General features: G+C 66.8%; 15 protein-coding genes, 1 tRNA gene and 1 pseudogene. 5 read left to right on the forward strand and 12 right to left on the reverse strand.

Annotated features, from left to right (window positions below):
- Window positions 1-2: 2 nt before the first annotated feature.
- Window positions 3-929: an NAD-dependent epimerase/dehydratase family protein gene (locus V5F68_RS08105; RefSeq protein WP_394011880.1), complete on the reverse strand. Its 927-nt coding sequence runs from the start codon at window positions 927-929 to the stop codon at window positions 3-5.
- A gap of 77 nt (window positions 930-1,006) precedes the next feature.
- On the opposite strand from V5F68_RS08105, the gene V5F68_RS08110 reads away from it, so the two are divergent.
- Window positions 1,007-1,834 (forward strand): M15 family metallopeptidase, encoded by an 828-nt coding sequence (locus V5F68_RS08110; RefSeq protein WP_394011882.1) that lies wholly within the window; start codon window positions 1,007-1,009, stop codon window positions 1,832-1,834.
- 23 nt (window positions 1,835-1,857) lie between these two features.
- On the opposite strand, the gene V5F68_RS08115 is transcribed toward V5F68_RS08110, so the two are convergent.
- The 10 genes and pseudogenes from V5F68_RS08115 to fdnG all read right to left on the reverse strand — a co-directional run bounded on the left by V5F68_RS08115 (window position 1,858) and on the right by fdnG (window position 12,999).
- Window positions 1,858-2,280 carry a hypothetical protein gene (locus V5F68_RS08115; protein WP_394011884.1) on the reverse strand — a complete coding sequence of 141 codons (423 nt, stop codon included), beginning with the start codon at window positions 2,278-2,280 and terminating at the stop codon, window positions 1,858-1,860.
- Entirely contained in the window at window positions 2,267-2,755 is a 489-nt protein-coding gene (locus tag V5F68_RS08120) for a hypothetical protein (protein WP_394011886.1), read from the reverse strand. The genes V5F68_RS08115 and V5F68_RS08120 overlap by 14 nt, the downstream gene beginning before the upstream one ends.
- A 101-nt stretch (window positions 2,756-2,856) precedes the next feature.
- A tRNA-Sec gene (locus V5F68_RS08125) sits at window positions 2,857-2,952 on the reverse strand.
- A 144-nt stretch (window positions 2,953-3,096) separates the two neighbouring features.
- A pseudogene (selB, locus tag V5F68_RS08130) lies at window positions 3,097-4,917 on the reverse strand (selenocysteine-specific translation elongation factor); the annotation flags it as partial.
- Window positions 4,914-5,741, reverse strand: coding sequence for a tetratricopeptide repeat protein (locus V5F68_RS08135; RefSeq protein WP_394011888.1), 828 nt, complete (start codon window positions 5,739-5,741; stop codon window positions 4,914-4,916). The gene V5F68_RS08135 and the pseudogene selB, both read right to left, overlap by 4 nt.
- The gene (gene selA / locus V5F68_RS08140) at window positions 5,728-7,164 is read right to left on the reverse strand and encodes an L-seryl-tRNA(Sec) selenium transferase (protein WP_394011890.1); all 1,437 of its coding nucleotides are present in this window, start codon (window positions 7,162-7,164) and stop codon (window positions 5,728-5,730) included. The genes V5F68_RS08135 and selA overlap by 14 nt, the downstream gene beginning before the upstream one ends.
- Window positions 7,165-7,174: 10 nt before the next feature.
- Complete coding sequence (gene fdhE, locus V5F68_RS08145; protein WP_394011891.1) at window positions 7,175-8,104, reverse strand: formate dehydrogenase accessory protein FdhE; 930 nt, start codon at window positions 8,102-8,104, stop codon at window positions 7,175-7,177.
- Between the two features lie 164 nt (window positions 8,105-8,268).
- The gene (locus tag V5F68_RS08150) at window positions 8,269-8,961 is read right to left on the reverse strand and encodes a formate dehydrogenase subunit gamma (RefSeq protein WP_394011893.1); all 693 of its coding nucleotides are present in this window, start codon (window positions 8,959-8,961) and stop codon (window positions 8,269-8,271) included.
- Window positions 8,958-9,899, reverse strand: coding sequence for a formate dehydrogenase subunit beta (gene fdxH, locus V5F68_RS08155; RefSeq protein WP_394011895.1), 942 nt, complete (start codon window positions 9,897-9,899; stop codon window positions 8,958-8,960). Before fdxH ends, V5F68_RS08150 begins: the two co-directional genes overlap by 4 nt.
- A 13-nt stretch (window positions 9,900-9,912) precedes the next feature.
- Window positions 9,913-12,999 (reverse strand): formate dehydrogenase-N subunit alpha, encoded by a 3,087-nt coding sequence (gene fdnG, locus V5F68_RS08160; protein WP_394011897.1) that lies wholly within the window; start codon window positions 12,997-12,999, stop codon window positions 9,913-9,915.
- A gap of 498 nt (window positions 13,000-13,497) precedes the next feature.
- Here fdnG and V5F68_RS08165 point away from each other — a divergent pair, with 498 nt between their 5' ends.
- The 4 genes from V5F68_RS08165 (at window position 13,498) to V5F68_RS08180 (ending at window position 16,894) form a co-directional block, all read left to right on the forward strand.
- A complete protein-coding gene (locus tag V5F68_RS08165; protein WP_394011899.1) occupies window positions 13,498-14,136 on the forward strand; it encodes a TlpA family protein disulfide reductase in 639 nt (212 codons plus the stop codon).
- On the forward strand, window positions 14,133-15,245 hold the full coding sequence (locus V5F68_RS08170; RefSeq protein WP_394011901.1) for a transglutaminase-like domain-containing protein: 1,113 nt from the start codon (window positions 14,133-14,135) through the stop codon (window positions 15,243-15,245). The genes V5F68_RS08165 and V5F68_RS08170 overlap by 4 nt, the downstream gene beginning before the upstream one ends.
- Window positions 15,246-15,317: 72 nt before the next feature.
- Window positions 15,318-16,367: a selenide, water dikinase SelD gene (gene selD, locus V5F68_RS08175; RefSeq protein WP_394011903.1), complete on the forward strand. Its 1,050-nt coding sequence runs from the start codon at window positions 15,318-15,320 to the stop codon at window positions 16,365-16,367.
- A gap of 131 nt (window positions 16,368-16,498) precedes the next feature.
- The gene (locus V5F68_RS08180; RefSeq protein ID WP_394011905.1) at window positions 16,499-16,894 is read left to right on the forward strand and encodes a hypothetical protein; all 396 of its coding nucleotides are present in this window, start codon (window positions 16,499-16,501) and stop codon (window positions 16,892-16,894) included.
- A gap of 6 nt (window positions 16,895-16,900) precedes the next feature.
- Here the strand turns inward: V5F68_RS08180 and V5F68_RS08185 are convergent, their stop codons facing one another.
- Window positions 16,901-18,442, reverse strand: coding sequence for a bifunctional aminoglycoside phosphotransferase/ATP-binding protein (locus tag V5F68_RS08185; RefSeq protein WP_394011907.1), 1,542 nt, complete (start codon window positions 18,440-18,442; stop codon window positions 16,901-16,903).
- Between the last annotated feature and the right edge of the window lie 281 nt (window positions 18,443-18,723).

An 18,723-nucleotide genomic window follows, 5' to 3' on the forward strand; every position in this document is an offset into this window, starting at 1 on the left:
TCCTAGAAGTCCAGGATGATCGGGGAATAGCGCGGATCGAGGAAGGTCTCCTCGAACGCCTGCTTCAGGGGTGTTTCCGGCACGTTGAAGATCTGCGGCCAGTCGATCACCGGAAACACCTCGGGAATCACCAGGGCCTGGAGCTGGTTGACCGTGAACGGCGGGTTCTTGTTCACCAGCGCATAGGTCTTCAGCAAAGCGTAGAAGGCAGCGTAGGGGATCTTGACGATGCGCGCCTTGGCGCCGGTGATGTTTTTGATGAGCCGGATGATGTCGATATAGTCGATCTCGGTGCGGCCGGAGATGTCGTAGGTGCCGGTGATGCGGCTTTCGATGGCCGAGGCGATGATGGCGGAGAAATCGCCGGCATAGAGCGGCTGGCGGCGGAACTTGCCGGAGCCGGGGATCGGGAACACCGGCACGCGGTCCATGAAGCGCCGCAACCAGCCAAGGTGCTTGCGGTCGAACCAGCCGAACATCAGCGTGGGGCGCAGCACAACGTGGGGCGTTTCGACCGTGTCGACGAAGCGCTCCTGCGCGGTCTTCGTCTCCACATAGAAATCCTTGGCTTCCGAATTCACCACGGATGAGGAAATGGCGACGAAATAGGGCACGCCATGCCGGCGCACCGCCTCGATGATCCGTTCCGTGGCGGTGACGTTATTGGCGACGAATTCGGCGCGGTCGAGCCCGCCGATCTGCGCCTGGTTCACCACCACGGCATCGGCACCGGCGAATGCGTCCATCCAGGCACCGGGCTGGCTGAGATCGGCCTCGATCACCTCGATATCCGGGTGAAGCTGCCGCAGCCGGGCGGTGTTCGCAGGGTGCTTGTCGATGCCGACGACCCGATAGCCGCGGGCCTTCAGGCGCGGCACGAGATTCTGTCCGACGAGTCCCGCGGCTCCGGTGACGATGATGGTCTTCATGGGCGGCCGGCACCGATGCAAATTGGAGTGCAGTGCGAAAGTGCGCCATCACATGCCAGAGCCGCCACGCCCTTGCAATGGCCGGCGCTGGCGCAGCGCTGCGGGCGGCCACGGCGCGCGCCGATGCTTTGCCCGCGAACGCCTCGGCGCGCGGGGTGGCGCGCGCGGCCGGCTGGTTTATTCTGGCTCTCCTCCTCGTGCTGTTCCGGACCCCCATGATCGACCGCATCGTGAAGCCCGCCGCCTTCGCCCTTGCCGTGGGCGGGATTGCGCCCGCCGTTGAAGCACGGGACGCCCCGCCGGCCGCTTTCGTCGACGTGGCGTCGGTTCTGACCAGCGCGCGTTTCGACGTGCGCTATCACGGCACCGACAATTTCGTCGGCGCGCGCGTCGACGGCTATGAGGCCGCGCGCTGCTATCTCACCCGGCCCGCCGCTCAGGCCCTTGCCGGGGTGGAAGCGGATCTGCGCACGGCGGGCCTCGACCTGCTGATTTTCGATTGCTACCGGCCGACGCGGGCGGTGGCGCATTTCGCGCGCTGGGCGGCGGACCTCGCGGACCAGCACACCAAGGCGCGCTTTTATCCCGACATGGACAAGAAGGACCTGTTCGCCGAGGGCTATATCGCGGCCCGCTCCGGCCATTCGCGTGGCTCGACGCTCGATCTCACGCTGATCGACGCCACAAGCGGCCGGGAGCTGGACATGGGCACGCCGTTCGATCTGTTCAGCCCGCGCTCGTGGCCGGGCGACACCTCGGTGACGCCGCAGCAGCGGGCGAACCGGAGGACGCTGGCGGACGCCATGGTGCGCCACGGCTTCGTGCCGTTCGAGAAGGAGTGGTGGCACTTCACGCTCGCGAACGAGCCGTTTCCCGACACCTATTTCGATTTTCCCATCCGCTGAAGGTGCGCGGGCGGCGCTGGCGCTCAATGGGCGGTGGCTTCCTCGATCTTGAGCCGTCGGCCCCAGGCATCGAAGAAATGGCCTTCGTTGAGGACCAGCCGGTCCGCCTTCACCCGCGCCTCCACGGCGCGCAGGCGGGCCCTCGCTTCCCCGTTGAGCAGCGGACCGCCGGAATCGAGCACTGGGAAGAAGGCCGCGCCGTCCCATTGCTTGCCGGAGCCCGCGAACAGCGCGACGATCTGCGGCCAGCGGATCTCGTCGCCGATGATGTTGAAGAAGGTGGAGGCCAGCGGCGCCACTTCCAGCCCGCCGATCTTCACCAGCACCACGAGCGCGGTGAAGGCCCCTTCCTTGGCGAAGGTTTCCTGCAGCCAGAGGTCGAATTCGGTCGCATCGTCGCGGCCGGCACGCTTGCCGCCGCCCGCCTTGCGGCTAGAAGTCGACACGGGGCGTCTCCGGTATGTAGTGCTCGAAGAGATACCAGAACGGGCTTTCGCGCGTCTGGCTGTACCAGTCCTCGAACGCGGCCAGCGCAGTGGCAGGATCGGGCGCTGCGTCCCCAGGCCCCCTGGCGTCGCTTGGTCCGCTCCCCTCTTCGACGGGATGCGCGGCGGCAAACAGGGCGAGGGCGACCGGGGCGAATCGGCTGAGGACCGCGTCGCGGGCATCGCTCGTGTCGTCCCAGCCGAGGCGCACGCGCAGATGCGCCTGAACGGCGGCCACCGCCAGTTCCGGCGTCTCCGCCCCTTCGGCCAGGGTGGCCAGGGTCGCCATCAGGTTGCTGCGGCGATAGGCGTGGGCGCGGGCGTTGGCGAGCACCGCCGCGCGCGCCTCGGTTTCGCGCCGGAAGTCGACCTCGGCCTGTTCCGCAGCCGCGGCTGCCGTCTCAAGGCTGGCGAGATAGGCGGAAAGCACGGTCATCGGCGTCCTCGCGCCGCCTTGGCGGCTTCTGTCCCTTTGCGCGCGGGCGTGCCCGTGCGAGCGGGCGGGTTTGGCGTTTGCGGATTGGGCGTCGGTGGATTTGGCGGAAGAGAGTGGGAGTCGAACCCACCAAGGACCGGCTCGCGGCCCCTCCCGGATTTGAAGTCCGGACGCCCCACCAGGGACGCTTCTCTTCCGTAGGTCTGCGGCGTTCCCGCCGGTTCCTGTGCCGGCGCATCATCGCCCGGCGCGCGGAACAGGTCCAGCCGATGCGGATTGATGCGTCGCAGATCGCCCCGGCGCAAGGTCACGCCATGGCGATCGAAGAATTCGAGGATCTGAATCGCCACCTTGCGCCCGTTATCCACCTCGTCGCGGAATTGCGCGGCGGTGAAGCTGCCGTGCGCGGCGCCAAGCCGGATGAGGATTTCCACCATTTCGGCGACCGTGCTGCGCAGGAAGAAATGATCGTGCGCGATCTCGTCCACGCGTCCCATCCGCCCGAGCAGCTTGAACATGCGCCGCACGTCCGCTTCGGGCTGGGCGCGCAGGTTCGCGATATCACGCACGCGCGGTGGGCGAAATCGCTCCGCGCCCTGGAGCAACGGCAGCGCCTGCGCCCACAAGGCTTCGTCGCGCGCCGTCAGCCGCACCTCGAAATGCGCGCGCCGCACCCAGGCGCCATCGAGCGCGATCTCGCCCTTGCGCGCCATCGCCTGCAAGGCGGCGAGGAAGGCGGGGGCCGGAAGGCGAGGGGACAATTGCAGGCGCAGGCGTTCGCGCCCCATGCCCGCGAGATCGGGATTTTCCGCGTGATAGGCTTCGAGCCGTTCGATCAGGGCGTCGTGCAAGGCCTGCCAACGTCCGGCGGACAGCGCGAGCACGCTCTCGCCCATGGGCAGGCGCACCAGGTTGAGTGCCTCGGCAATCGTATCGGCCTCGGACTGCGCGAGGGCGCGGTCGCGCACGAAGGCGGGCAGGTCGAGATAAAAGGGCGCGGTCTCGCACAAAGCGAGCACCGCATCGCGCGGGTCGCGCAGGGCATGGGCGGCGAGCTGGGCGATGCGCTCGGGGCTGCGGCGCTTGCGGCTCGGCGCGCGCAGGTCGAGAAACCGCCCGCCGCCGATGGTGCGCTGGGCCGAGGTGTCGCGCACCACATAGCGATCGCCGGCGGCCGCCGCGATGGGATGCTCCAGAACCAGTTGGACCAGACCGCTGGCGCCCGGCGCGAGGGTGTCGCCGAGCAGCACCACGCGGGCGCCGACTTCCCGCGATGCGGTGTGCAGGCGCACGGGAAACCATTGGCCCACCGGCTTCGCCTCGCTGGCCAGCACGGTCAGCGTGGCATCGATATGGTCGCTGGGCGCGTGGAGGCTCGGGTCCAGCACCACGTCGCCGCGCGCGATGGCGTCCTTGGTGATGCCGTCGCCGACGAGATTGAGGCCGCAGCGGTCGCCGGCGCGCCCTTCCTCCGCCGGCCGGTCCTGGGCGCGGATCGAGCGCACGCGCGCGGCAAGGCCGGAGGGGCTGACGACCACGCGGTCGCCCACCCGTACCACGCCGGATAGCACGGTTCCGGTGACGACCGTTCCCGCGCCAGACAGCGTGAAGGAACGATCCACCGCAAGGCGGAACCGGCCGGAGGCGGCGCGCTGCGCCAGATGCTCGGACGCGTCTACCAGACGCTGGCGGACCTGCGCCACGCCTTCGCCCGTGAGGGTTGAGACCGGCACGATCTCCGCGCCTTCAAGCGCCGTTCCCGCGAGCGTGGCCGCGATCTGCGCCGTGACCTCCGCGCGGCGCGCTTCGTCCACGAGGTCCGCCTTGGTGAGGGCGACGAGCCCGTGGGAGACGCCGAGAAGATCGACGATGGCGAGATGCTCGCGCGTCTGCGGCATCACCCCGTCGTCCGCCGCCACTACCAGGAGCACGAAATCGATGCCGCTTGCGCCGGCCAGCATGGTGTGGACGAAGCGCTCGTGGCCGGGAACGTCGATGAAGCCCAGCGTCTCGCCATTTTCCAGCGGCAGATAGGCAAAGCCGAGGTCGATGGTGATGCCGCGCGCTTTCTCTTCCTTCAGGCGGTCGGTATCGACGCCGGTGAGCGCGCGCACCAGCGATGTCTTGCCGTGGTCGATATGCCCGGCGGTGCCGATGATCATGGCAGCGGCTCCGGTGCGGGAAGGGGCAAAGCGGCGCGCCGTTCGGCTTCCGCTTCCTGTTCCGGCGAGAGCGTGGCGCGCACCGCCTCCATGAACGGCGCCGCAAGGCCGCTGCCGCCATGATAGCCCCGCAGGAGCCATTCATAGGCCGCAAGCGGATCGCGCGGCGCGCCGGAGCCGATATGATGGGCGGCGCCCAGCATGGCCTGGCCGTCGGCATCGCCGCGCTCGGCGCCGCGCCGCCACCAGCGCACGGCCTCGGCCGGGTCGCGCTCGACCCCCAGGGCATTGTGATAGAGCATGCCGAGGCGGGTCATTGAGGACGCTATTCCCTGGTCCGCCGCCAGCTCCGCGAAGCGGCGGGCTGCCGCGGCGTCGAAGGGGACGACCTCGCCTTCCAGCAGCATCCAGCTCAGCATGTCCTGCGCGGGCGCGTCGCCCTGGTCGGCGGCGGCGCGATAGAGCTCGGCTGCCCGCAGATAGTCCTGCGGCGCGCCTTCGCCCTTGAAATACAGGGCCGCGAGATTGCGCTGGCCCACGGGATCGCCATTCTCGGCGGCGAGATGCAGCCAGCGGAAGGCGAGGGCGGGATCGCGCTCCACGCCCAGCCCCTCGGCAAAGCAGGCGCCGATATTGTTCTGCGCCCGGGCGACACCGGCACGCGCCAGACCTTCCCACAGATAGAGTGCGGTCTCGTAATCGCCCGCCTGCGCGGCCGCGAGCGCCTCGGCCATGCGCGCCTCAGGATCGGCGGGCGCGGCCAGCGGCTCGCTGGGCGATGCGGGGGTGGCCTTGCGTCCGCGCAGCAGGTCAAGCCACCCCATGGGCCCGCTCGCTTTCTGATGCCGTGAGCCGGGCGATCGCGGCGCTGAAGCCGGCCTCGTCCAGCAGGCACCGCAGATCCAGCAGCAGCGCCCCATCTTCGATGCGGCCGATGACCGGAACCGGCAAGGCGCGCAGAGCGCGCGCCAGCGCGTCCAGTGCACGCCCGCTGCCATCGGTGGGTGCGAGCGCGAGCGCGACGCTCGGCAAGGTTTCCAGCGGCAGGGCGCCGGAGCCGATCTGGCTCTTGCAGGGCACGATGGACACCGCGAACCTGGTGCCGAGCCGCTCGGCGAACAGAGGCTTCAGCCGCTCCGCCAGCTCTTGCATCTCGGCGAGCGGCCGGGCGAGCAGGCGCAGCGTCGGCAGGCGGGACGCGAGCCGGTCCGGATCGCGATAGAGCCGCAAGGTGGCTTCCAGCGCCGCGAGGCGGATCTTGTCCACCCGCAGGGCCCGCTTCATGGGGTTCTTGTTGATGGCGGCGATCAGGTCGCGCCTGCCGACGATGAAGCCGGTCTGCGGGCCGCCCAGCAACTTGTCGCCGGAGAAGGTGACGATATCAGCCCCATCATCGATGCTTTCCCGCACCGTCGGCTCGTGCACCAGGCCGTAGCGCGCGAGATCCGCCAGCGTCCCCGAGCCAAGGTCGTGGAACAGGGGCACTTCGCGTTCATGCGCGATATCGGCCAGATCGCGCGGCGAAACCTCGGTGGTGAAGCCCTCGATGCGGTAGTTGGAGGTGTGCACCTTCACGACCAGCCCGGTCTGCGGGCCGATGGCCCCGACATAATCCTTTGGATGGGTGCGATTGGTGGTGCCGACCTCCACCAAAGTGGTGCCGGCGCGGGCCATGATGTCTGGCATGCGGAAGGCGCCGCCGATCTCGATCAGCTCGCCGCGCGAGACGATGGACTCCTTGCCGAGCGCGAGCGTGTTCAGCACCAGCAGAACGGCGGCGGCATTGTTGTTCACCACCGTCGCATCCTCCGCGCCGGTGAGGTCGCACAAAAGCGCGCGCACATGGTCGTCGCGGTCGCCGCGCTTGCCGCTCTCCACGTCGAATTCCAGCGCCACCGCGCTGCGCATGGCGGCGGTGGCGGCTGCGATCGCTTCCTCGCTGAGGATCGCGCGGCCGAGATTGGTGTGCAGCACGGTGCCGGTGAGATTGAAGACCGGACGCAGGCTTGGCTGCGCCTCCGTCTCCAGCACGCGCAGCGCGGCGCCCGCGATCTCGTCGGCGCCGGCGGGCGGGGCACCGGCGCGAGTCGCGGCGCGGGCGGCATCGAGCGCCGCGCGCACGGCTTTCGTTGCAGCCGCGCGGCCGTGGCGGCTCAGCGCGGCCTGGGCCGTTTCCAGCTTGAGCACCTGATCGACGGAGGGAAGCGCACGCAGGGCTTCGCGCGCGGCGAGGGCGGGATCGCGCATGGCGGCCGCCTCAATAGCCGAGCAGGAACGGATTGAACGTGCCGCGCCGATAGGGGCCGTCCCGCATCAGCAGATCGAGCCCGAGCCAGGCGACATCGTCGGCGACCGGCTCCGCCGCCGCATCCTTGCTCTGATAGAAAAGCTTCGTGTAGCTGTGGCAGGAATCGCAGGTCTCCGCCTTGGCGGCGCCCGAGGCGCCTTCGACCTCCTGCAATCCAATCCCCTTGGTCGAGCCGCACAGCACGCACCGCACGCGTACCTGGTTCCACAAGGTGCCGCACAGCGAGCAGGCGCAATAGCGCGCGCCCGGCGCGCTCGGCCATTCGACGATCAGGCTGGAGACTGGCGGCCCGCCGCAGCAGGGGCACACGCCGTCTCCGAGCGTGACCAGCGCCTTTGCATCGAGGCGGGCGGCGAGGCGGGCGAAATGCACCTGGAGCGCGGCGGCCACATAGATGTGCTCCGCCATCGTCTCGGCCGGAATGGAATCCGCCAGCACGTTCAGGATCATGGCTTCCCGGGCCAGCGGCGGGGCGCGCATGACCGCATCAAGCGCCGCGGCGGCCGCATCGGGCTTTTCGACCCCCTGCATGGCGTGGAGAAGCCGGTCGAACGTGGTGCCGAACGCGTCGTCATAGGCGAATTGCGTCCGATCCAGCGGCGGCATCGCGAATTCCGCCGCGCGCTTGCGCGCCGCCCCGTCGGGAAGGATCGGTGCGGGTAGGCCATCCTGGATGTCGTGCTGCGCCTGCACCAGCTCGGCGAGGAACAGCAGGTACGGCCGAAGCTCGCTGTGCGGCGCCAAGTCCCGGAAGCGCTGGGCGCGCTTGGCGAACAAAGCGGGCGGATCGGGAAGTATGGCCAGGGGAGGCTGGGCAATGCCGCCAATGAGGCTCGGATCGGGTTCAATGGCGCCCGGATCGCCGGAAAATTCTGACATGCCAATCCTCACGAACCCCACGGGCCACGTGGTTCAAACTCGGGGACAGAAGCACGGGGGCGGAGACGCCTTATCGGCACTCCGCCCCCGCGCGTTTCAGACCTATGTGACCGCGCGGCAGATTCAAGGGGCGCCGGCCGAGCGCCACCCCGCGTCCGCCGCCCTCATTCCGCCGGCGTGCGACCCGGCTTGCCCTTGGAAACCAGCTCGCGCAGCCATTTGCGATGGTGGCGCCAAGCCCATCCGCCGGTCACCTGGCCTTTGGTCATGGCGCCGATGGTGCCACGGACCCAGATCGCCGCATAGACGTGGATGATCCACACGCAGATGATGGCGATCGCGGCCAGCGCGTGCACCAGGATCGCGACCCGCTTCTGGGGGATGGTGGTGAACCCATAGAAATACTGGTCCCACACCACGAAGCCGCTCGTGATCAGCACGATGATCAGCAAGGACATGCCCCAGAACACGAACTTCTGGCCGGCATTGTACTTGCCGACTTCCGGCAGGCGCTCCTCATGGCCACCCAGCACGTCGCGAATGCGCGCGAGCCAGGTGCCGTCCTCCGCTTTCCACAGGTTCGCACGCCAGAAGCGCAGGAACAGTCCGGCGAAGGAGAAGAACAGCACCACGCCGATCCAGGGATGGATCGCGCGCGTCCACTGTCCGCCGCCGAACAGGTTCGTGAGGAAGAACAGCGAGGGGCTGAACAGCGCCATGCCGGAAAGCGCCAGCAGGATCAGGCTGATGGCCGTGATCCAGTGGTTGATGCGCGCGCCGAGCGTGTAGCGGTCTACGGTGACGGGGCGGCCCTTGTGGACCCCGTCACCGGATTCGACGTCATAGTCATTGCTCATCGCGGGTCACTCCCGGTGAGTTTTTCGGCGTTTTCCTCATCCTCGTTGCTGACCTTGTTGGGGCCGGCGACGAGATGGTGGAGCACGCCCGCTACGGCCGCGAGGCCGATCGCGGCGAAGCCGACGTACTTCGTCATGCCCTTCCAGATCTCGACCACCGGGCTGATGGTCGGGTTCTTGGGCAGGCCGGCGTAGATTTCCGGCTGGTCCGCATGCTGCAGCACATACATGACGTGGGTGCCGCCGACGCCCGGCGGATCGTAGAGGCCGGCATTAGCAAAGCCGCGCGACTTCAGATCCTTGATGCGCCCATCGGCCCATTTCTTCATGTCGTCCTTGGTGCCGAAGGCGATCGCCTGGGTCGGGCACGCCTTGGCGCAGGCGGGCCACTGGCCCACCGCGACACGGTCCGAGCACAAGGTGCATTTGTACGCCTTGTGGTCCACCTGCGAGATGCGGGGAATGTTGAAGGGGCAGCCCTTCACGCAATAGCCGCAGCCGATGCACTTATCGTGGTCGAAATCCACGATGCCGTTGGAATATTGCACGATCGCACCAGGTGCCGGGCATGCCTTCAGGCAGCCGGGGTCCGCGCAATGCATGCAGCCGTCCTTGCGGATCAGCCATTCCAGGTTCTGCGTTTCCGGATTGGTCCATTCCGTGAAACGCATCAGGGTGAAGGTGTTGGGCGTCAGGTCCGGCGGGTTGGTGTAGGTGCCGTTGAACGTCCCGATCTCCTCATGGAGATTGTTCCATTCCAGGCACGCCGCCTGGCAGGCCTTGCAGCCGATGCACTTCGACACGTCGATGAGCTTGGCCACGGCGGTCTGCGTCTGGGCGGGCGGCGCGATGGTGGACGCCGACCGACGGATCAGATCCTGCTGCCCGTATTTCGGGGCAACGGCGGTCACCGGGGGATTTGGGGCTGGGGGAAACATTATCTCACCTCCCTCACGCCACCGGCCCGGTGGAGGGCTCGATGTTGACGCAGAACGCCTTGTATTCCGGCGTCTCGATGTTGGCGTCGCCCACGAACGGCGTCAGCACGTTGGCGGGGAAGCCCTTCTTGGCCGCGCCGACGAACCCCCAATGGATGGGGATGCCGACGATGTGCACCGTCTTGCCGTCGCAGATCAGCGGCTGGATGCGCTTCGTCACATAGGCCTTGGCGAACACCGAGCCGCGCTTCGACCACACGCGCACCCATCCGGCGTTGGAAATGCCCTTCTCCTTGGCCAGTTGTTCCGAGATTTCCACGAAGAATTCCGGCTGCAGGACCGAGTTCACGTGGTTGTTCTTGGTCCAGTAGTGGAAATGCTCCGTGAGGCGATAGGAGGTCGCCGCATAAGGGAAGTCCGGCGAACCGACCTCGGCGAACTGGGCGAAGTCGTCCTTGAACACGCGCGCCACCGGATTGCCCCGGACTTTCGGGGCGATCACATTGGCGATCGGGCTCTCGAACGGCTCATAATGCACCGGGAACGGGCCTTCGCGCATCATGCCCCGGGCGAACAGGCGGGACACGCCTTCCGGGTTCATGATGAACGGTCCGACATCCTGCGGCTTGGCCGTGGGCGCGATGTCCGGCACGTCGTATCCGGTCCATTTGGCGCCGTCCCACCAGAGCAGCTTGCGGGTATCGTCCCACGGCTTTCCGTTGATGTCGGCCGAGGCGCGATTGTAGATGATGCGCCGATTGGCCGGCCACGAGAACGTCCATTTCGGATACGCACCCGTGTCGTCCGGGTCGCTATTGTCCCGGCGCGCCATCATGTTGCCCGCCTCGGTGAAGCAGCCGGAATAGATCCAGCAGCCGCCGGCGGTGGTGCCGTCGTCGCGATAGGCGGCGAAGCTCGGCAATTGCTTGCCGGCCTCCAGCAGCTTCTTGGTCGGATCGTTGGGGTCGGCCACGTCGCTCACGACATAGCCGTTCATCTCCTTCGCGAGTTCCTCGGGGGATGGCTCGTTGGGGTCCTTGTAGTTCCATTGCAGATTGACGATGGCGTCCGGGAACGCGCCGCCCTCCTTCTGGTACAAGGCTTTCAGCCGCAGGAAGATCTGCGCCATGATCCAGGTATCGGGCTTGGACTCGCCCGGGGGCGAGCCGGCGGCCCAATGCCATTGGAGCCAGCGGCCGGAATTCACCAGCGCGCCTTCGTCCTCGGCGAAGCAGGTGGTCGGAAGCTGGATCACCTCAGTCTGGATCTTGGCGGGATCGGCGGGATTGTAGACCCCGTGGTTCTCCCAGAACCGGGCGGTTTCGGTCTCCAGCGGGTCCATGATGACCAGCAGCTTCAACTTGCCGAGCGCTTCGGCAAGCTTGGCCTTGTTGGGGAACGCCTGGAGCGGGTTGAAGCCCTGGCAGAAATAGGCGTTCATCTTGCCCTGCTTCATGAGCTCGAAAGCACGCAGGACATCGTAGGCGGGAACATCGAGCTTCGGGAGATAGTCGTAGGCGAAGTTGTTTTCCGCCGTCGCTGCCGGGCCCCACATGGCCTTCTGGAAACTGACGAAGAACTTCTTGTAGTTCTGCCAGTAGCTCATCTGGTTCGGCCGCAACGGCTTGAAGCCGCGCGTCGACATATAGGTGGGGAAGTCGGCTTCCTTTTCCGTCGGCAAGGTCAGATAGCCGGGGATCAGGTTCGACATCAGGCCGATGTCGGTCAGACCCTGGATATTGGAATGCCCGCGCAAGGCATTCATGCCGCCGCCGCGCACGCCGATATTGCCCAGGATGAGCTGGAGCATCGCCATGGTGCGGATGTTCTGGGAGCCCTTGGAATGCTGGGTCCAGCCGAGCGCGTACATCGACGTCATCGTCTTGTTCGGCGCCGAGCACTCGGCAATCATCGACGCCACCTTCAGGAATTTATCCTTCGGCGTGCCGGTGATGCGTTCCACCATTTCCGGGGTGTAGATCGAAACGTGCTGTTTCAGCAGGTTCCAGACGCACCGGGGGTTTTCCAGCGTATCGTCCACCACGGCATAGCCGTCGGCGCCGATCTGGTAGTCCCAGGTCGAGCGGTTATAGTCCCGCTTGCTTTCGTCATAGCCGGTGAACAGGCCGTCCTTATACTCGAAGCCGTCCTTCACGACATAGGTCGCGTTGGTGAAGGCCTTCACATAGTCCCACTGCACCTTGTCGTTCTGGATGCAGTAATTGATCACGCCATTCAGGAACGCGATGTCGGTTCCCTGGCGGATCGGCGCGTAATAATCGGAAACCGCCGCCGACCGCGTATAGCGCGGATCGACCACGACAAGCTTCGCGCCACGGGTGGCTTTCGCCTCCGTAACCCATTTAAACCCGCAAGGGTGCGCCTCGGCGGCATTGCCGCCCATGATGACAACCAGATCCGTGTTCTTGATATCAGTCCACGAATTGGTCATCGCGCCACGGCCAAAAGTTGGGCCCAAACTGGACACCGTGGGGCCGTGTCAAACCCGCGCTTGGTTGTCGAATACCAGCATGCCGGCGCTGCGTACAACCTTGTACGTGCACCAGGCAGTTTCGTTGGTGGTGGCCGAGGCGGCGAGGAAGCCGGTGGTCACCCAGCGATTGACGGTCACGCCGTCATTGTTCTTGGCGATGAAGTTCTTGTCGCGATCATCCTTGAGGACCCGCGCGATCTTGTCCAGCGCCACATCCCAGCTCACCTGCTCGAACTTGTCGGAGCCGGCCTTGCGCAGCATGGGGTGATGCAGGCGGGTCTTGGAGTGCACGATGTCGAGGAGGGCCGCGCCCTTCGGGCACAGGGTGCCGCGATTGGTGGGGTGGTCGACGTCGCCCTCGATATGGGTGATTTCGGCTTTTTCGCCCTTTTTCAGATCACCCTTGGAATAGATCAGGATGCCGCAGGCCACCGAGCAGTAAGTGCAGGTGTTGCGCGTCTCAGTGGTATTGAAAAGGCGGAAGGGACGGATGGAATCTGCGTAGGCTTGCTCTATGCCTCCGAAGCCGAACGCTCCGAGAGACGTGCCCGCGATTCCCGCACCCGCCGTTTTCAAGAACTGGCGCCGCGAGAGCTCCATGTTCATCGAAGAAGACCTCCGATAAGTGCCCCCAACGGGGGACAATCAAAAGGGGAAAAACTCACCCTTGTCCGGGATTCCGGCTCTTCACGACGCTATTTTGGAATTGGAACCATGTCAAACTTCGCGAGCACAAATGCGCGTGTCTCAAGAAAATGATGCGGTCTCATTTGCTTTTTACTCGCAAATATTTTCAAGGCGACGCTGCGTCAGCGAAATGAACATTTCAAAAAATGCTGCAGATGCGAAGATCATTGCGCGCATCGCATGTCTTTCTCAGTCGAGCCACGAAATATTGATTGCGCACCGATTGACCGGTGCGAGGGGCGGGCGCACCATTTGAGCGTGAACCTCACGCCGGCTCCCGAGGCTCGGGGCGATATTTTGGATGCCATAATCCCTTGCCCTTACGGCATGGGGCGGGCATTCGCGCGCCCGCTGTTCCTTCTCCGTGGCTGGCGCCGTGCAAGGCCGCTGAACTGCACCATAAAGCCGAAGCAAGGAATGCGCGCTGTTGAGAGCCGGCGGGGCGCTTTCGCTGCGCTGCTGGTGTCCGCACTTTTCACCGGCCTGCCGTGTGTTTCCGCCCCCGCCGCCGCCCAGGGAAGCGCTGGCCTCCTTGTCACGGGCGAAGACGGCACCCCTGCGTCCGCCTCCGCGCCGCCGCTCGCGCTGGAAACGCTCGTCCCGGTGGGGGCGCCGGCCGCGATCATGGACCGCGCCGAACTTCGAGGGCGGGTGGTTCTGGTGCATTTCTTCGCCACTTGGTGCGAGCCCTGCCGGGAAGAATTGCCGGCGCTCAATCGCCTCGCCACGCGCTTCGCTGACCGGCCCATGACCCTGCTCGCCGTGGACGTGGGGGAGGTGGACGCGCGGGTGCGCCGGTTCCTCGAGACCACTCCGGTCGCCTTTCCCATCCTGATGGATCGCGAGCGGCTGGCCGCGCGGGCCTGGGAGGTCAGCGTGCTGCCCTCCAGCGTGCTCGTGGGACCGGACGGCCGCGTGCACGCGCAGGCACAGGGGCCGGTGGATTGGGATCGCGCCGAAAACGACCGGACGATCTCCGCATTGTTTCCCCTCAGCACCCCGGCCCACCCGGCCCAAGATTCAACCAATCCACCTTCTGGAGGACCCACACAATGATTACGCGTCGCGATTTCGTGGTTTCCGGTGCGGCCCTCTCCGCCGCCGCCCTGCTGCCGGCCGGAGCCTGGGCGCAGAACGGGTTCGCGCCACAGCCCGGCGCTTGGCGCAATTTTCAGGTGGTGACGCGCCTGGAAGTGGCGAAGCCGGACGGCAAGACCGTCGGCCCAGTGCGCGCCTGGGTGCCGCTGCCGGCGTTCTCCGAGGATCAATGGTTCCGTCCCGGCGGCAGCATCTGGTCCACCAATGCCGCCACCGCCGAAGTGGTGGGCGATCCAAAATTTGGCGCACAGATGCTCGCGCTCGAATGGTCGGCGAGCGAAGCGGCTCCGGCGGTGGAGATCACCAGCAAGATCGCGACCCGCGACCGGGCGGTGGACCTGTCCAAGCCCGGTACCGCCGCCCCGCTCGGGGAAAAGGAGCGCATGACCTTCCTTGCCGCCACCGACCTCATCCCCACCGACGGCGTCGTCAAGCAGACCTCGGACAAGATCACCTCCGGCGCCAAGGATGAGGTCACCAAGGTGCGCGCCATCTACGAATGGATCGTGGAAAACACCTATCGCAACCCGGCAACCCGCGGCTGCGGGGTGGGCGATATCGCCGGCTTGCTGAAGAGCGGCGATCTGGGCGGCAAGTGCGCCGATCTGAATGCCCTGTTCGTCGGTTTGGTGCGCGCTGCCGGCATTCCCGCCCGCGATGTCTACGGCCTGCGCGTGGCGCCTTCGAAATTCGGATACAAGAGCCTCGGTGCCAATTCCGAGGTGGTGACGAAGGCGCAGCATTGCCGCTCGGAAGTGTTCCTTTCCGGCTACGGATGGGTGCCCATGGACCCCGCCGACGTGCGCAAGGTCGTGCTGGAGGAGCCGCCGGGAAAGCTGGGCATTGACGATCCCAAGGTGGTGGCGGCCCGCAAGACCCTGTTCGGCGCCTGGGAAGGCAATTGGATGGCCTATAATATCGCCCACGACGTGGCGCTGCCCGGCTCCAAGGGGCCTAAAGTGGGCTTCCTCATGTATCCGCAGGCGGAGACCGTGGCGGGTCGGCTGGATTGCCTCGACCCCGACACCTTCCGCTATTCCATCCGCGCCACCGAGATTTCGGTCTGAGCCTGTCCCGTGCCAAACCCCCGCCCTTCGCGGCGGGGGTCTCGCCGAACGAACGAGTGAGAGACGCCCCGCATGACTGATACCGTCTTCCGTCTCACCAGCCTTGCCCATGGCGGCGGCTGCGGCTGCAAGCTGGCCCCTTCCGTTCTTCAGGAATTGCTGGGCGGGCAGGCGATGGCGCAGCCGTTCGCAAAGCTTCTGGTGGGCACGGAAACGGGGGATGATGCCGCCGTGTGGGATCTCGACGGCGATACCTGCATCGTCGCGACCACCGACTTCTTCATGCCGGTGGTGGACAATCCCGACCATTTCGGCCGCATCGCTGCCACCAATGCGATTTCGGACGTCTATGCCATGGGCGGCACGCCCATCATGGCGCTGGCCATCCTGGGCATGCCGCTCGGCAAGGTGGACACGCAGATCGTCCGCGAGATCCTCCAGGGGGGAGCGGCTGTGTGCGCGGCGGCGGGCATTCCGGTGGCCGGCGGCCATTCCATCGACACCGGCGAGCCCATCTATGGCCTCGCCGTCATCGGCACGGTGCGCAAGAGCCAGATCCGCCGCAACAGCGACGCGAAGCCGGGGGATACGCTGATCCTCACCAAGGCGCTGGGCATCGGCATCTATTCCGCCGCCTTCAAGAAAGAGGCGCTTTCGCCCGACGCCTATGAGGAGATGATCGCCTCCACCACCTTGCTCAACAAGGTCGGCGCCACGCTGGCGCAGGACGAAGCGGTGCACGGCGTCACGGACGTCACCGGCTTCGGCCTGCTGGGCCATGGGCTCGAAATGGCGCGCGGCTCGGGCGTGCGCATTCATATCGAGAGGAAGGATTTGCCGGTGCTCTCCCATGCCGAGGCCCTGGTGCGGCAGGGGTTCGTCACCGGCGCGTCGCATCGCAATTGGGCGAGCTATGGCGAGGGCATCGAGCTGCCGCCTGGGATCGAGGATTGGCAGCGCCACCTGCTGACCGACCCGCAGACCTCCGGCGGCCTGCTGGTATCGGTGGCGCAGGAGCAGGCGGACCGGGTGCTGGGCGAGATTCTCGCCGCCGGCTATCCCGCTGCCCGCCGCATAGGCCGGGTGGAGGCGGGGGAGGCGAAGGTCTTGGTGGACGCCTGAGCGCGTCGGCCGGTCCCGCTCGACGCGCCTTTCGGAGCGCATCCGACGGCAGGCCCGTACGCCGCAAGGGAACGCAGAGCCCCCGTCGGGCGTTGCCGTTGTGAAAACACAACAGCCCGGAGGGCGCGCCTGTGACCCACTCAAATAAGGCGGCGAAACTTCTCGCCGCACTCATCGCGTCCGTCGCGCTTGGTGCCATCCTTTCGGGCGACGCGGCGGCTCAAGCCGTCGTGACCCCGCCGCAGCCGGGAAGCGCGCAGGTGCCGGCTGAAAAGGCCGGGCCGCCCATCAAGAACAATAGCGGCTGCGATGCCACAGCCTCTGCGGCGGCAACCGCTCCGGCGGGTGGTGATGGATCCGGCACGGCGCCGGGCGGAGCGGGGTCGTCCGGCTGGTCCGGCGGCACCGGCGGCTCCTACATCGGCACCGGGCCGAGCGGACCCACGTCCGGTTCTCCCACGGATCATCCGGCGACTGTCGAAGGGGTCAATCCGTCCGTGGTCGGGCCTACCCGCAAGGATTGCTGAACCCGGTCAGATGAAGCCGGCAGCCTTGAGGATCGCGCGCGCTTCGTCCCGCACGCCGTGGGCCGCCGCGATCCTGTGCCAGGATATTTCGCCAAGATCGTAATCGGCCTGTCGGCGCACCACGTCTGCCGTGGCGTCGGATGCATCGCCGTGCCGCTTCTCGACGCGCTCGATGAGGGTGGCGACGGGCGCGTCGAGCCATAGTCCGAGGAAATCGACGCCGGCTTCGTGCGCCACCGCTTCGATCGCTCGGCGCTCCTGAGGCTGTGCATGGACGGCATCTGCGATGGCGGTGTGGCCGGCGGTCAGCGCGAGAGCGGCGCGCGTGCGCACCCGATCATAGACCGCCCGGGTCGCTTCCGGCGTATAGGCCTCCGGCGGAAGGGCCTCGGTCTCGCCGATGCCTGCCATGGACTTGCGTTCGATGTCGCTACGCAGGATCACGGCCCCCGGCGCCCGCCCGAGACTTGGCGCGAGCGCAGCGGCAAGTGTGCTCTTGCCCGTGCCCGACAGCCCACCGACCGCCAGGAGACGTGCCTTCGGGGCGCCGAGGAATGCCCGCGCCTGGGCGAAATAATGGGCGATTTCCGCGCCCGCCTCCTCCTGCCGCGCCGCAGGCAGATGCGCCAAGCCCGCCGCCTGCACCTTGGCTCGGATCGCGGCGCGCAGGCTGAGAAACAGAGGCAGCGCCGCGAGCGCCGCATAATGCTCTTCCGGCCCCGCCCACAGATACCGGTTCAGCACCCCATTGGCCGCGTCCGATAGGCCGCGCTCCCACAGATCCATCAGCAGGAAGGCGAGGTCGTAAAGCACATCGCAGACGGCGATGTCGTCGTTGAACTCGATGGCGTCGAACAGCACCGGCGTGCCATCCAGCAGCACGATGTTGCGCAAGTGCAGGTCGCCGTGGCAGCGCCGCACATGGCCCTGCGCCGCCCGCCTCCGCAGCAATGGCGCCACCGATTCCAGCGCGTCGACAGTGGCCTGCGTGAGGGTGCGGGCTGCCTCCGGCGGGAAGAACTCCGGGTTTTCGGCGAAGTCAGCGGCATTCTGTTCGATGACACTGGCGAGCGGCGCGATGGCGTCCGCCGCGTTCCGTATCACCGGGGCGCGGGCGTGGGCCGCGCTGACGGCGTGGGCGAGGGCGGCGATGAGGGCCGGGGTGAAGGCGTCCTTCTTCAGCCGGTCGAGGGTTTGGGCCTCGTCGAAGCGGCGCATCTTCACCGCATACTCCACCGGCGTGCCCGTGCCGCCCAGGGAAAGTCCATCGGCCGTGCGCGCAATCGGCACGACGGCGAGATAGATGCCGGGCGCGTTGGCGCGGTTCACGTCCAGCTCGCGCTCGCAGGCGGCGTGGCGCTTCTCCAGGGTCGAGAAATCCATATAGGGGAAGGCAACCGCCCGCTTCACCTTGTAGGCGACCGCGCCTGCCAGGAAGACGGCGGCGCCATGGGTATCGATGCGCGAGACTTGCGCGCCGCCATGGGTCGAGGGGTCGGCCAGGAAGGCGAACACCGCGTTCTGGTCCGCGACCACATGGCTGTCCATGGCCCAAAGCTCCGCGCGCCGGGGAATGCCTGAATATCCTTATGCCGGAAGCCGGCCGCCTTGATACGCCTCATTGGTGCGGCGCAGATCAAGGGGCAAGCTCGCCTTTGCCCTGCTGGGTCCCGCGTGCGCAGGGACGCACCCCCTGACGCGTCTTTATGGAATCCTTATGCCGGCCGGCAAATCCCGGATCGCGGCTTTATGCGCAGCGGGTCTAGGACACCTCCACGCAAGGAGTGCTCCATGCTTGACCTTATCTATCTCGTTCTCGGCTTCGCCTT

It is taken from the genome of Roseixanthobacter pseudopolyaromaticivorans (assembly GCF_043195145.2).
GTDB lineage: Bacteria > Pseudomonadota > Alphaproteobacteria > Rhizobiales > Xanthobacteraceae > NCEH01.

Excerpts from the sequence above, each read along its gene's own strand:
- V5F68_RS08150 (WP_394011893.1), bottom strand. The coding sequence starts at position 8,961 with ATGAGCAATGACTATGACGTCGAATCCGGTGACGGGGTCCACAAGGGC.
- fdxH (WP_394011895.1), bottom strand. The coding sequence starts at position 9,899 with ATGTTTCCCCCAGCCCCAAATCCCCCGGTGACCGCCGTTGCCCCGAAA.
- V5F68_RS08120 (WP_394011886.1), bottom strand. The coding sequence starts at position 2,755 with ATGACCGTGCTTTCCGCCTATCTCGCCAGCCTTGAGACGGCAGCCGCG.
- selD (WP_394011903.1), top strand. The coding sequence starts at position 15,318 with ATGACTGATACCGTCTTCCGTCTCACCAGCCTTGCCCATGGCGGCGGC.
- V5F68_RS08170 (WP_394011901.1), top strand. The coding sequence starts at position 14,133 with ATGATTACGCGTCGCGATTTCGTGGTTTCCGGTGCGGCCCTCTCCGCC.
- V5F68_RS08135 (WP_394011888.1), bottom strand. The coding sequence starts at position 5,741 with ATGGGGTGGCTTGACCTGCTGCGCGGACGCAAGGCCACCCCCGCATCG.
- V5F68_RS08105 (WP_394011880.1), bottom strand. The coding sequence starts at position 929 with ATGAAGACCATCATCGTCACCGGAGCCGCGGGACTCGTCGGACAGAAT.
- V5F68_RS08110 (WP_394011882.1), top strand. The coding sequence starts at position 1,007 with ATGGCCGGCGCTGGCGCAGCGCTGCGGGCGGCCACGGCGCGCGCCGAT.
- V5F68_RS08185 (WP_394011907.1), bottom strand. The coding sequence starts at position 18,442 with ATGGACAGCCATGTGGTCGCGGACCAGAACGCGGTGTTCGCCTTCCTG.
- V5F68_RS08165 (WP_394011899.1), top strand. The coding sequence starts at position 13,498 with ATGCGCGCTGTTGAGAGCCGGCGGGGCGCTTTCGCTGCGCTGCTGGTG.
- selA (WP_394011890.1), bottom strand. The coding sequence starts at position 7,164 with ATGCGCGATCCCGCCCTCGCCGCGCGCGAAGCCCTGCGTGCGCTTCCC.
- fdhE (WP_394011891.1), bottom strand. The coding sequence starts at position 8,104 with ATGTCAGAATTTTCCGGCGATCCGGGCGCCATTGAACCCGATCCGAGC.